10 protein-coding genes are annotated in these 12,497 nt (G+C 70.9%); 5 read left to right on the top strand and 5 right to left on the bottom strand.

The genetic code is table 11. The features are described 5' to 3' along the window. Positions 1-115: 115 nt before the first annotated feature. Positions 116-319, top strand: a complete 204-nt coding sequence (locus tag ACGFMK_RS09705; RefSeq protein WP_392760042.1) for a hypothetical protein — start codon at positions 116-118, stop codon at positions 317-319. Positions 320-3,181: 2,862 nt separating this feature from the next. Here the strand turns inward: ACGFMK_RS09705 and ACGFMK_RS09700 are convergent. The 3 genes from ACGFMK_RS09700 to ACGFMK_RS09690 form a co-directional block, all read right to left on the bottom strand. After that, positions 3,182-3,505, bottom strand: coding sequence for a WXG100 family type VII secretion target (locus ACGFMK_RS09700; protein WP_392760040.1), 324 nt, complete (start codon positions 3,503-3,505; stop codon positions 3,182-3,184). Further along, positions 3,505-4,041 (bottom strand): YbaB/EbfC family nucleoid-associated protein, encoded by a 537-nt coding sequence (locus tag ACGFMK_RS09695; protein ID WP_392760038.1) that lies wholly within the window; start codon positions 4,039-4,041, stop codon positions 3,505-3,507. The genes ACGFMK_RS09700 and ACGFMK_RS09695 overlap by 1 nt, the downstream gene beginning before the upstream one ends. Positions 4,042-4,183: 142 nt before the next feature. Then, positions 4,184-5,476: an MFS transporter gene (locus ACGFMK_RS09690; protein WP_392760036.1), complete on the bottom strand. Its 1,293-nt coding sequence runs from the start codon at positions 5,474-5,476 to the stop codon at positions 4,184-4,186. A 202-nt stretch (positions 5,477-5,678) separates the two neighbouring features. Here ACGFMK_RS09690 and ACGFMK_RS09685 point away from each other — a divergent pair, with 202 nt between their 5' ends. Beyond that, positions 5,679-6,260 carry a YqgE/AlgH family protein gene (locus ACGFMK_RS09685; RefSeq protein ID WP_323325207.1) on the top strand — a complete coding sequence of 194 codons (582 nt, stop codon included), beginning with the start codon at positions 5,679-5,681 and terminating at the stop codon, positions 6,258-6,260. A gap of 12 nt (positions 6,261-6,272) precedes the next feature. On the opposite strand, the gene ACGFMK_RS09680 is transcribed toward ACGFMK_RS09685, so the two are convergent. Continuing rightward, the gene (locus ACGFMK_RS09680; protein WP_392760034.1) at positions 6,273-6,686 is read right to left on the bottom strand and encodes an SdpI family protein; all 414 of its coding nucleotides are present in this window, start codon (positions 6,684-6,686) and stop codon (positions 6,273-6,275) included. A gap of 66 nt (positions 6,687-6,752) precedes the next feature. On the opposite strand from ACGFMK_RS09680, the gene ACGFMK_RS09675 reads away from it, so the two are divergent. The 3 genes from ACGFMK_RS09675 (at position 6,753) to ACGFMK_RS09665 (ending at position 11,737) form a co-directional block, all read left to right on the top strand. Continuing rightward, positions 6,753-7,913 carry an esterase-like activity of phytase family protein gene (locus ACGFMK_RS09675; RefSeq protein WP_392760032.1) on the top strand — a complete coding sequence of 387 codons (1,161 nt, stop codon included), beginning with the start codon at positions 6,753-6,755 and terminating at the stop codon, positions 7,911-7,913. Positions 7,914-8,068: 155 nt separating this feature from the next. After that, entirely contained in the window at positions 8,069-10,909 is a 2,841-nt protein-coding gene (gene leuS / locus ACGFMK_RS09670; protein ID WP_392760030.1) for a leucine--tRNA ligase, read from the top strand. 90 nt (positions 10,910-10,999) lie between these two features. Next, the gene (locus ACGFMK_RS09665) at positions 11,000-11,737 is read left to right on the top strand and encodes an SDR family oxidoreductase (protein WP_392760028.1); all 738 of its coding nucleotides are present in this window, start codon (positions 11,000-11,002) and stop codon (positions 11,735-11,737) included. On the opposite strand, the gene ACGFMK_RS09660 is transcribed toward ACGFMK_RS09665, so the two are convergent. Then, positions 11,734-12,471: a TetR/AcrR family transcriptional regulator gene (locus tag ACGFMK_RS09660; RefSeq protein ID WP_323325199.1), complete on the bottom strand. Its 738-nt coding sequence runs from the start codon at positions 12,469-12,471 to the stop codon at positions 11,734-11,736. The two genes, ACGFMK_RS09665 and ACGFMK_RS09660, sit on opposite strands and share 4 nt — an antisense overlap. Positions 12,472-12,497: the final 26 nt, after the last annotated feature.

Here is a 12,497-nt window from a genome sequence, read left to right as displayed (position 1 = left end):
GCCCACCCTGCGGCGGCCCCGGCGGCCACCCACCAGGCGGCATCCGGCGCGGATCGTTCGGATGCCCCCCACCCTGCGACGCCTGCCCGTGCGGCGGCTGCCCACCCTGCGACGGATGACGTTGCGACGGATGCCCCTGCGGCGACTGCCCACCTCGCGCCAGCCCACCCTGCGGCGGCTGCTCACGCCGGGGCGGCTGTCCACCCTGCGACGGCTGTCCACCCTGAGGAGACCGTCCGCCCGGCGACGGATGACCAGCCTGCGGCGGCTGCCCACCCTGGGGCGACTGTCCGCCCGGCGACGGGTGACCACTCTGTGACGGATGACCGTTCGGCGGCCCACCCTGGGGCGGCTGCGCCGACCGCTCACCCTGCAACGGCACCCCGTTCGACGGAACCTGCCCACCCGGGAAGGGCCGCCCACTCTGCGGCGCCTGTCCACCGTGGGGTGGCTGCCCGGTCTGCGGTGCCTGTCCACCGTGGGGTGGCTGCCCGGTTTGCGGCGCCTGTCCACCGTGCGGAGCCTGCTCGCCCCGCCATGTCTGCGCGGCGTGAGGAGCCTGCCCACCGTGGAGCGGCTGCCCATCCCGTGGCGGCGGCCCACCCTGAGATGGCTGCCCCGGCTGCAGCCCACCGTGCAGCCCTTGCCCTCCACGGGGCGATTGCCCGGCCTGAGATGGTTGTCCAGCTTGAGTTGGCTGCCCCGGCTGCAGCCCACCGTGCAGCCTTTGCCCTCCATGGGGCGGTTGCCCGGCCTGCGGTGGTTGTCCACCTTGCGTGGGCTGCCCAGGCTGCGCTCCACCGTGCGGCGCTTGCCCAGCTCTCGATGCCTGTCCACCCTGCGGCGCTTGTCCATTGTGCGGCGCCTGGCCGCCGCGAGGCGGTAAGCCGCCGGGTACTGCTTGCCCGACGTGCGGGAACTGCTCGCCGTGCGTCGGTTGTCCGCCTTGCGGAGGCGGCCCGCCGTGGGGTGGCTGTCCAGTCTGCGGTGCCACACCACCCTGCGGGGGTTGACCACCGGGCGGCATCCGGCGTGGGTCCTGCGGTGCCGCGCGTCGCGGCTGTTCGGGTGCGGGCTGGCCACCTCGCGGGGGCATCGGCTGCGGCGCCGGTCCGCCCTGGCGGGGACCCGGGCTACCTGTGCGCCCGCCCGGAGCGCCGCCGTTCGGCATTCCGCCGGGGGGTGGCGTGAATCCGCCCGCGGGCGGGGGCGCCGTTTGCTGTGGTGCCCCGCCGCCCTGCGATGGCCCCGCGTCTGCGGCCAGCGGCTGGCTCGGGCCACCAGCGAACCCGGCCGCGCCGACGTTGTCCGCCGGACGTCCGCCGCTCTGCCGCCCCGGCTCGGCGCCGGAACCCGGCGGGGCCATGCCGTAGCCGCCGCTCGACGAACCCCCGGCGTGTGATGGGCCGCTCGTGGCAGCCGGACCGGCCGAGCCGCCGCCGTGGGGCACCCCACCCGACGAGCTCGGCATCCCGCCGCCATTCGTCGGCGGCGTGGATTCACCTGCGGGACCGTCCGGCGCCACCCGATGCGTTTCGGGCTGCTGCTGCGCGACGGGCTCCGGGCGTTCCGCTTGCTGCACGGTCTGCCGCTCAGGTCCCTGCTCCGGACGTTGAGACGCAGCTTCCGACGACGTCTCGCTCCGCGATTCCGGCTCGCGATGCGAAGACGCCTCCTGCCGTGACTCCGGCTCGGGCGCCGCCTCGTTCCTCGACTCCGACGACGACTCCGCCCGCGAAGGCGGCTCCTCACCCCGCGACTCCGGCTCCGATGACGAACTCGGCTCCTCCGAGCCTCGCCGCGAATCCGTGGACTCGTCGGCACCCCGGGACTCACCGGAATCCCCGGCACCGCGCGACTCCCCCGACCCGCCAGAGCCCGAGCCAGACTCCCCGGAAGGGCGCGACTCCCCGGAGCCTGAGTCGGACTCGCCAAAGCCGCGAGACTCCCCAGAGCCGGAATCCGACTCCCCGGATCCAGCAGAGCCTCGCGACTCCCCGGCATCTCCCGAACCCGGCTCCGACGAGCCGGAACCAGAGTCCCGGGATTCCTCGGAATCTCGCGATCCGGAGCTCCCGGACTCCTCCGAGCCCGGCTCCGAGGAGCCAGAGCCAGAGCCCCGGGATTCCTCGGAATCTCGCGATCCGGAGCCCCCAGACTCCCCCGAGCCCGGCTCCGAGGAGCCGCCACCAGGGTCCGAATGCGGGATGTTCGCCACGTGCACCGAGTGCAGCTGCTCCTTGGCGCCCCCGACGGCCCCACCAACCGCCCCACTGGACGCGCCCGTCAGCAGCTGCTCCGGCGTCAGCGACCCCAAGTCCCCGGTAACCGCCGCCTGACCGACCGTCTGCGCAACGCCCTCGACCGCACCACGAGCCCCGGCCCGCATCGCGGCATCGGCGATCTGCCCGCCCGCGCTGTGCGACAGTCCCTCGGTCGCGCCGCGGCCGATCGCGCCACTACCTGCGCCGACGACGCCGCCGACCGCGCCCGAGATCGCCGAATCGCTGGTCTTGGACCAGTCCCAGCTCTGACGATCACCCTTCGCCATCTGCAGGCCCTGGATGCCGGCGTCCATCCCGAGGTTGATGGCCTCGTTCTTCAGGACCTCCATGCCGATCTTCTTGAGGCCCTGCTTGAGCAGCTTCTCCAGCAGCTCCTTCGCGACCTGCTTGAACCCCTGCTGCGCCAGCTTCTCGAGCAGCTGCCGGAACAGCATCTGCACGGTCATCCGCGTCGCGACCTGGGCCGGCGCGATGCCCGCCGTCGAGCCGCCGAACGTCACCGCCGCGGCCGCGATCATCGCCGCGATCTGGGCGGCCAGCACGATCAGCGAGATGATGATCATGTACTTCGTGTACTCGACGTCCAGCGCCGTCTGGTCGCACGAGTCGCCCAGCGCCTTCGTCGCGTCGGCCAGCTGCTTGAAGTACGCCTCGTCGCCCTCGACGAACTTCTTCCACTGCTCCGCGAACGCGTCGGCGCCGTCACCCGTCCAGTTGTCGCGGATACCGGAAGCCGCCTGGTTGCCCGCGTCCGACGCGGGGCCGATCGCGGACGACGCCGTGTGCCACGCGTCCCGCAGCGCGCGCAGCTTGGTCTCGTCGCCCTTCGGCCAGCTCTCCCCGACGACGATGGGCAGCAGCCACTTGACCGCGTCGGGCATCTCCATACCCACGCGTCATTGCCCCTTGCTGAGCTGCGAAGTCACGTCTTCGTCGGCGCCCGACAGGGCCTTCATCGACTTGTCGACGTTCTGCTGCATCCCGCGCAGCCCCTGCACGAGGTTGGTGAAGCCCTCGACGGCGCCCTGCGACCCGGGCACGTAGTCCTTCGCGAACTCCTTGCCGGAGTCGTCGCCGCCCCAGCACTCGCCCTGCGCGGACAGTGCGCCCTGCAACGCCTTCAGCGCGTTGTCGAGCCCGTCGGCCGCCGTGACCAGGCCCTTCGACGCACTCAGCACCGCGTCCGGCTCCGCGGTGAACCCGGAACCCCCGTCCGGCATCAGTCGCCCCTCGTCATCCAGGACGACGGCGGCTCCTCGTCCTCGTCCGCACGCGGCGGGCGGACGCGCTTGGGCGCGGGAGCGGGCGCCGGCGGCTGGTCGTCGCGCAGGATCGGCCCGGCGTCTTCGAAGGATTCGGGGCGCGGCGGCTCGGGAGCCGTCTCCTCGTCGACGAACTCCGGGATCGGCGGCACCAGCCCGGCCAGCGACGGCGCGCCCTCGACCAGGTCGGCGAGGTCCGGCAGGCCTTCGGTGATCGGCGCCATCAGGTCCGCGATCTTCTGCTTGACCTGCAACGATCCCTGACGCACCAACGTCTGGACGGTGTTCGCGAGCTGCGCGGGAGTCGTGCGCTCGAACGTGGTGGGCGCGAACTCGAGCTTCGCGAGGCTGCCGCCGGCGTCGATGGTCGCGCGGACCAGCCCGTCGGAGGACGCGACCTGGGCGGTCGTCTCGGCGGCCGCGGCCTGGGCGTCACGCAGCTGCGCCGTCTGCCGCTCGAAGTTCTCCAGGAGGGTGTCCATCTGGTCCTTCATCGCGGCATTGCGTGCTTCAAGACGTGCACGGTCGTCGCCCGCGGTGGTCACAGGAGCCCCCGGTGTCCCTCGAACCTACTAATGACTTGCCGTCACCCTAATGCCAATGGAGCAGTCATCGGAGTCGGTTCGGGCTTTTGCCTCAGCTGATCGCTCGGCGCCGGGCGACCAGGTATCCCACGCCGCCGACCAGGTAGCAAACGGTTGCGGCGATCAGCAGGCCCGGCGAACGGCCGTCGTCCGGGACGATCAACGCGCCCAGCGATACCGCCGCCACCTGGGTGATGTTGAAGAGCGTGTCGTAGAGCGCGAAGACGCGGCCGCGGGCCTCGTCGGCGACGTCGAGCTGGATCGACGAATCGACGCACAGCTTCAGCACCTGGCCCGCGCCGGTGATGAAGAACGACGCGAGCAGCGCGCACGGCAGCACCATCGGCAGGCCGAGCGCGGACTGCGCGATCGCCGCGACGACCAGCGCGCCGAGCACCGCGCGCACCCGTCCGGCGCGGCGGATCAGCCGGGCCGTCAGCAGGCCGGCGATGAGCAGCCCGGCCCCGGCCAGCGCCGCCATCTGCCCCAGCCCGGGCAGGCCGGCGCGCAGGAGGCCGTGGTCGGTGAAGTAGTTGCGCATCAGCAGCACGGTGACCAGCAGCGAGACGCCGAACGACGCCCGGTGCGCGAACAGCGCGATGAACCCGGCGGTGACGCTCGGCGCGCGCCACGCGTGCTTCGCGCCGTCGGCGAGGCCGCGGGCGACCGCGAGGAACGGGTTCGTCGGCTCGTCGACGACGGACGGCCCGAGCAGCCCGCGCGCGAACCCGCGGGCGATGAACGCCGCGACGAGGGTGCCGAGCACCGCGAACGCCGTCGTGTACGCCGAACCGACGTCGTCGCTGCCGAACAGGGCACGCAGCCCGATCGCGCAGCCGCCGCCGATCACGGCGATGACCGAGCCGATGGTGGTGGCGAACGCGTTCGCCGTCACGACGCTCTGTTCTTCGACGACGTGCGGCAGCGACGCCGAGAGCCCGGAGCCGATGAACCGCGAGATCCCTTCCGCGGCCAGTGCCAGCGAAAACAGGCCGATCCCGCCCTGTCCGAACCCGACGGCGGCGGCCGACGCGAGGATCGCCAGGCCGCGCAGGAGGTTCGCGAAGATCAGGACCTTGCGCCGGTCCCAGCGGTCCAGCAGGGCGCCCGCGAACGGGCCGACCAGGGAGTACGGCAACAGCAGCGCCGCGAAGCCGCCCGCGATGGCCAGCGGATCGGCGCCGCGTTCGGGGTTGAAGAGCACTGCACCGGCGAGCCCGGCGCGGAAGACGCCGTCACCCCAGCTGGCGGCGAAGCGCGTGAAGAGCAGACGCCGGAAGGCCGGGTCCTTGAGAAGCTCCCGAGGGCCCCTTCGGCCCGTGGCCACGTCGGCGCTGATCGTCACGAAGCCAGAGTAGAGGGTGGCCGACGCACTGAGGTCGCCTCTCGGCGGCTATGCGCAGTGTGGCTCCAGCCGGACGGTATTCCACAAAGGCGGTTCTTCAGTGAGCCCGGGGGACACGGAGTGCGCCGACCACTGTTTCAAACGGGGCGGGTGGGGCGATTGTTCCCGAGCCGAAGTAATTCCCCGGGCCAAGGGTGGGATCATGGGTCGCGTGCCAGCGGACGCCGAGGTTGAACCGGGAACGCTCCTGGTCGCCGCCCCCACGATGGTCGACCCCAACTTCAAGCGGACCGTCGTGTTCGTCATCGATCACCGCGACGAAGGCACGCTCGGCGTCGTCCTGAACCGCCCGAGTGACGTGGCCGTGCACGACGTGCTGCCGAACTGGGGCGGGCACGTCGCGGAGCCGCAGGCGGTGTTCGTCGGCGGGCCGGTGGAGAAGAAGACGGCCCTGTGCCTGGCCGCGCTGCGCACCGGCGAGACCGCGGCGAGCGTGCCGGGCGTGATCGCCGTCCGCGGGCCGGTCGCGCTGGTCGACCTGGACACCGACCCCGAGATCCTGGTGCCGAAGGTCCGCGGCGTGCGCGTGTTCGCCGGGTACGCGGGCTGGGATTCCGGCCAGCTGGCCGGCGAGATCGAGCGGGACGACTGGGTGATCGTGCCCGCCCTGCCGAGCGACATCCTGGCCTCGCCGAGCGGCGACCTCTGGAGCCAGGTGCTGCGCCGCCAGGGCGTCCCGATCGCGCTGCTGGCCACCCATCCGGGTGACCTCCAGCGGAACTAGCTCGGCAAAGGATCAAGCCTTCTTGAAGACGCCGCAGCCGCCCTCGCCGCACGCGCAGCCGCTGCAGCCGGCGGGGGCGGCCGGAGCCGGGGCGGGGACGGTCAGCGCGGCCCGGTTGCCGAGCACGCCACCGCCTGCGACCAGCACGAACATCGCGACGACGCCACCGAGCGCGGCGGCGACCAGGCCACCGGTCGACGGCATCGCGAGCCCGGCCAGCCCGGAGAGGATCGAGATCGCCCCGCCGGCCGCCGTCGGCATCCCGGCGACGCGGTTGGCCAGCTTGAACGCTTCTTCACTGCGCAGTGCGGCTTGTGTGCGCACACCGGTGCCGCCTTCGCGCGTCAGCTTTTCGCGGACGCCGAGGACACCACCCCAGCCGACGACGACACCGAGCAGGATCGGAACCAGCGCGATAGCGAACACGGGTCCAAGGATAAGCGTGACGTTCCGGCAACCTGCTGGATACCCTGGTCGACTGTGCTACAGGCCATGTCACCCCGCGTACTGCCCACCGTGCTGGCTCTTGCTCTGATCGGGGGATTGGCCGCCGCTGCGCCGGCCAGTGCCACCGAGAGTCACCAGCGTCCGATTCGGCTGATCGGCGAAAAGATCGTCCCGAACTCCCTGCCGTACCAGGGGACGATCGTCGGCGGCCTCTCCAGTATCGACTACGACCCGCGGACCGGCGGTTACGCCCTGATCTGCGACGACCGGTCGGCGATCAACCCCGCCCGGTTCTACACCGCGACCTTCCCGGTGACGGCGAAGGGCGTCGGCGACGTCACCTTCACCGGCACGAAGCCGTTCCTGCGTCCCGACGGCACGCCGTACCCGCCGCTCACGCAGAACGACCCGGCGAAGCCGCAGAATGAGCAGACGATCGACCCCGAAGAGCTGCGCGTCGACCCGTGGACCGGCGACTACTACTGGTCGCAGGAGGGCGAGCGCACCGCGACGACGCTGATCGACCCGTCGATCCGCGAGGCGCGCCGCGACGGCGAGTACGTCCGCGACCTGCCGATCCCCGCGAACGAGAAGATGACGCCGACGAGCGGCCCGCGGCAGAACCTGGTCCTCGAGGGCATCACCTTCACCGGGTTCGGCGCGCTGATCGCGAGCAACGTCGAGGGACCGCTCCTGCAGGACGGCCCGGAGTCGACGCGCACGACCGGCGGCGTCTCCCGGATCACGCTGCAGGGCCGCTACGGCCCGGTGCTGGCGCAGTACGCCTACCCGCAGGAGCCGATTTTCGCGTCACCGGTGCCGGATGGCGCGTTCGCCACGACCGGCGTCTCCTCGATGCTGGCCGTCGACCAGGCCGACCCGACCAAGTACCTGATGATGGAACGCTCGTTCGTCACCGGTGTCGGCAACAAGGTGCGCGTCTACGAAATCGACACGAAGGGCGCGACGAACATCCTGAACGTCAAGTCCCTGGCCGACGCCAAGAACGTCAAGCCGGTCAAGAAGCGCCTGCTCTTCGACGCGGCCGACCTCGGCCTGTCCACTGTGGACAACCTCGAAGGCATGACGTGGGGCCCGAAGCTGCCGGGTGGCGAGCGCAGCCTGGTGATCGTCAGCGACAACAACTTCTCGGCCACCCAGGTCACGCAGTTCGCCGCAGTGGCGGTCCCCTCCGAACGGCTTTGACCAGCAAGTTACGATGAACGTGTGAACACGGCTCGGCTGCTCCTTAGCTTGCCGCGCTGACCGGGCCCGGCCCGGCCGGCGCGGCGACCCCTCATGCCCTCGCGGCTGAGGGGTCGAGTTGTTTCTGGAGCACCTCGCGACGAAGGATGACGGCGATGACTGAGGCGACAGGGACCGACGTCCCGGCGCACCGCTACACGGCCGCGCTGGCCGGTCAGATCGAGCGGCGCTGGCAGGACTTCTGGGCCGACCAGGGCACGTTCCACGCGCCCAACCCCGTCGGGCCGCTCGCGGTCGAGGGGCAGCCGGTCCCCAGCGACAAGCTGTTCGTCCAGGACATGTTCCCGTACCCGTCGGGCTCCGGCCTGCACGTCGGGCACCCGCTGGGCTTCATCAGCACCGACGTCTTCGCCCGTTTCCACCGCATGATCGGGCGCAACGTGCTGCACACGATGGGCTTCGACGCGTTCGGCCTGCCGGCCGAGCAGTACGCGGTCCAGACCGGGCAGCACCCGCGCAAGACGACCGAGGAGAACATCCGGACCTACCTGCGCCAGATCCGGCGCCTGGGCCTGGGCCACGACGAACGCCGTCGCATCTCCACGATCGACCCCGAGTACTACCGCTGGACGCAGTGGATCTTCCTGCAGATCTTCAACTCCTGGTACGACACCGAGGCGGGCAAGGCGCGCCCGATCGCCGAGCTGGAGGCCGCCTTCGCCGACGGCTCGCGCCCGGTGCCCGGCGGCAAGGACTGGGCGTCGCTGAGCGCCGCCGAGCGCAAGACGATCATCGACGACCACCGGCTGGTCTACATCTCCGAGGCGCCGGTCAACTGGTGCCCGGGCCTGGGCACGGTGCTGTCGAACGAAGAGGTCACCGCCGACGGCCGCAGCGAGCGCGGCAACTTCCCCGTCTTCCGCCGCAACCTGCGGCAGTGGATGATGCGGATCACCGCGTACGCCGATCGCCTGGTCGACGACCTGGACCTGCTGGACTGGCCGGAGAAGGTCAAGGCCATGCAGCGGAACTGGATCGGCCGCTCGCACGGCGCCCGCGTCACGTTCAAGGCCGGCGAAGACGCGATCGAGGCCTTCACCACCCGCCCGGACACCCTGTTCGGCGCCACCTACGTGGTGCTGGCGCCGGAGCACCCGCTGGTCGACAAGCTGACCGCGGCGACCTGGCCCGAAGGCGTCGACAAGCGGTGGACCGGTGACGCAGCCACGCCGGCCGAGGCCATCAAGGAGTACCGCGTCGCGGCGTCCCGCAAGTCCGAGCTGGACCGGCAGGAGAACAAGGAGAAGACCGGCGTCTTCACCGGCGCGTACGCGACGAACCCGGTCAACGGCAAGCAGATCCCGATCTTCGTCGCCGACTACGTGCTGATGGGTTACGGCACCGGCGCGATCATGGCCGTGCCCGGCCAGGACGTCCGCGACTGGGAGTTCGCCGAGAAGTTCGGGCTGGAGATCATCCGGACCGTGCAGCCGTCCGAGGGTTTCGACGGCAAGGCGTACACGGGTGACGGCCCGGCGATCAACTCCGGCTTCCTGGACGGCATGGACGTCGCCGAGGCCAAGAAGACGATCATCGAGCGGCTGGCCGAGGACGGCACCGGCGTCGGCACCGTCCAGTTCAAGCTGCGCGACTGGCTGTTCTCACGGCAGCGCTACTGGGGCGAGCCGTTCCCCGTGGTCTACGACGAGGACGGTGGCGTGCACGCCGTCCCGGAGTCGATGCTGCCGATCGAGCTGCCCGAGGTCGCCGACTACTCGCCGGTGACGTTCGACCCGGAGGACCGCGACTCGACGCCGTCGTCGCCGCTGGCCCGCGCGACCGACTGGATCGAGGTCGAGCTGGACCTGGGCGACGGCCCGAAGACCTACCGCCGCGACATCAACACGATGCCGAACTGGGCGGGTTCGTGCTGGTACCAGCTGCGGTACGTGGACCCGACGAACACGGACACGTTCTGCGCGCCGGAGAACGAGGCGTACTGGATGGGCCCGCGCACCGCCGAGCACGGCGCGGACGACACCGGCGGCGTCGACCTGTACGTCGGCGGTGTCGAGCACGCGGTGCTGCACCTGCTGTACTCGCGGTTCTGGCACAAGGTGCTGTTCGACCTGGGCCACGTGACGTCCAAGGAGCCGTACCGCAAGCTGTTCAACCAGGGCTACATCGAGGCGTACGCTTACACGGACGCCCGCGAGGTGTACGTCCCGGCCGAGCAGGTCGAGGAGCGCGACGGCAAGTACTTCTTCGAGGACGAGGAAGTCCGCCAGGAGTACGGCAAGATGGGCAAGAGCCTGAAGAACGTCGTCACGCCGGACGAGATGGCCGAGAACTACGGCGCCGACACGTTCCGCTTCTACGAGATGTCGATGGGCCCGCTGGCCATGTCGCGCCCGTGGGCGACCAAGGACGTCGTGGGCTCGCACCGGTTCCTGCAGCGGCTGTGGCGCCTGATCGTCGACGAGACCACCGGCGAGCTGCGAGTGTCCACTGAGGACGCTTCGGAGGCGGACCGCAAGGTGCTGCACCGCACCGTGGCCGGCGTCCGCGAGGACTACGCGGAGATGCGCTTCAACACGGCGGGCGCGAAGCTGATCGAGCTGAACAACCACGTGACGAAGACGTACGGCGCGGCCGCGTCGACGCCGCGCGAGCTGGCCGAGCCGCTGGTGCTGATGCTGGCGCCGCTGGCCCCGCACATGGCCGAGGAGCTGTGGCGGCGTCTGGGTCACGCGGATTCGCTGGTGCAGGGCCCGTTCCCGGTCGTGGACGAGAAGTACCTGGTCGAGGACTCGGTCGAGTACCCGATCCAGGTCAACGGCAAGGTCCGCTCCCGCGTGACGGTGGGCGCGAACGCTGCGTCGGACGACGTCCAGGCGGCGGCACTGGCCGACGAGAAGGTCGCGGCCCTGATCGGCGACGGCACCCCGCGCAAGGTGATCGTGGTGCCGGGCAAGCTGGTCAACATCGTCCTGTAGCGCCACGTCGGAAAGCCGCCGGTGGTCGACGGTCATCCCCGATTTGATTGAACGGTCAAGGAAATCCGTTCGATCGAAGGAGAACCGGGGATGACCCTCGACAGCAAGGTGGCGCTCGTGACAGGCGGCAGCCGGGGCATCGGCGCGGCCACGGCACTGCGGCTCGCCGAGGACGGCGCGGACGTCGCGCTGACGTACCAGCACAACGCGGGGCAGGCGGCCGAAGTGGTCGACAAGATCAAGGCCCTCGGCCGCCGTGCCCTGGCGATCCAAGCGGACTCGGCGGACGCCGACGCCGCGTCGGCGGCCGTTTCGGCGACGGTCGCCGAGTTCGGCCGGCTCGACATCCTGGTGAACAACGCCGGCGTCGGCTTCGTCGGCGCGCTGGCGGAGACGTCCTTCGAGGACGTCGACCGCGTGCTGGCGGTGAACGTCCGCGGCGTGCTCGCGGTGACCAAGGCGGCGGCCGGCCACCTGAGCGAAGGCGGCCGCGTGATCACGATCGGCAGCTGCGTGACGGACCGCGTCCCCGGCCCGGGCATGGTCCTGTACGCGACCAGCAAGGCGGCGATGACCGGCCTGACCAAGGCGTTGGCGCGCGAACTCGGCCCGCGCGGCATCACGGTCAACCTGGTCCACCCGGGCCCGACGGACACCGACATGAACCCGGCCGACGGCCCGTACGCGGCGGACCAGCGCGCCCTGACGGCGTTCGACCGCTACGGAACGGCGTCCGAGGTGGCTTCGGCGGTGGCCTACTTCGCGGACCCGGCCAACGCGTACGTCACGGCGTCGACCCTCTCGGTCGACGGCGGCCACGCGGCCTAGCTGCGGTCGAGCCCGATCTCCCGGGCGAGGTCGATCAGCATGGCCTCGAACAGGACGTCCGGCTTGGACATCGGGATCGGGTAGTTGCCGAAGACCTCGAGCGTGACGTGCCCGTAGAGCCGGGCCCAGAACTGGATCATCAGGTACGTCACGCCGAGGTCGAGCCGCTCCGCGGGGATGTTCTGCCCGGACTCGGAAAGCACGTCGGCCAGCGACTGCTGAAAGGTCATGAGGTCGTCACGCAGCTCGTCCGGTACCCCGCTGCTGGGCGGCGTGACCAGGTCGTGCATCGCCAGCACCCGCCCAGCGGCGGCCAGGAAGATCCGCCCGAACGGCTCGTCAACCCGGCTCAAGGCACTGCCGGCCGCGGACCCGACCCCACCGGTAGGTGACGCGAAGACGAGCGTGAACTCCTTCGTGTGGGTGAGCGCCCACCGCCGGAAGCCCTTGCAGATGGCGAACAGCTGCAACATCCCGTCATCGGGCAACCCGGCGATGTCCTCGGCCAGCTCGTCGGCCAGGTCCGCGCAGACGTCCAGCCGCAGGTTCTCGACCAGGTCATCCCGAGATTCGTAGTACCGGTACAACGCGGGCGCGGTGATCCCCAGCTCCCGAGCAATGGCACGCAGAGTGACCGCCTCGGGCCCCTGCTCGACCAGGAGCTTCCGAGCGGTCCGCCGGATGTCCAGTTCGGTAGCCGCACGCGCGCGACCCCTCCGCGTGGGGTGGCTCATCCGAACAGTCTAGGCGCTTACTGCGA

Source organism: Amycolatopsis sp. NPDC049252, assembly GCF_043197175.1.
Classification (GTDB): Bacteria; Actinomycetota; Actinomycetes; order Mycobacteriales; family Pseudonocardiaceae; genus Amycolatopsis.
Note: the sequence above shows the minus strand (reverse complement) of the source record. Positions and strands in the feature narration are given on the sequence as shown.

Bases quoted from the DNA above. Each gene is read 5' to 3' on its own strand.
- ACGFMK_RS09695 (WP_392760038.1), bottom strand. From the start codon at position 4,041: ATGAAGGACCAGATGGACACCCTCCTGGAGAACTTCGAGCGGCAGACG.
- ACGFMK_RS09700 (WP_392760040.1), bottom strand. From the start codon at position 3,505: ATGCCGGACGGGGGTTCCGGGTTCACCGCGGAGCCGGACGCGGTGCTG.
- ACGFMK_RS09705 (WP_392760042.1), top strand. From the start codon at position 116: ATGACGTTGCGACGGATGCCCCTGCGGCGACTGCCCACCTCGCGCCAG.
- ACGFMK_RS09665 (WP_392760028.1), top strand. From the start codon at position 11,000: ATGACCCTCGACAGCAAGGTGGCGCTCGTGACAGGCGGCAGCCGGGGC.
- leuS (WP_392760030.1), top strand. From the start codon at position 8,069: ATGACTGAGGCGACAGGGACCGACGTCCCGGCGCACCGCTACACGGCC.
- ACGFMK_RS09685 (WP_323325207.1), top strand. From the start codon at position 5,679: ATGGGTCGCGTGCCAGCGGACGCCGAGGTTGAACCGGGAACGCTCCTG.
- ACGFMK_RS09675 (WP_392760032.1), top strand. From the start codon at position 6,753: ATGTCACCCCGCGTACTGCCCACCGTGCTGGCTCTTGCTCTGATCGGG.
- ACGFMK_RS09660 (WP_323325199.1), bottom strand. From the start codon at position 12,471: ATGAGCCACCCCACGCGGAGGGGTCGCGCGCGTGCGGCTACCGAACTG.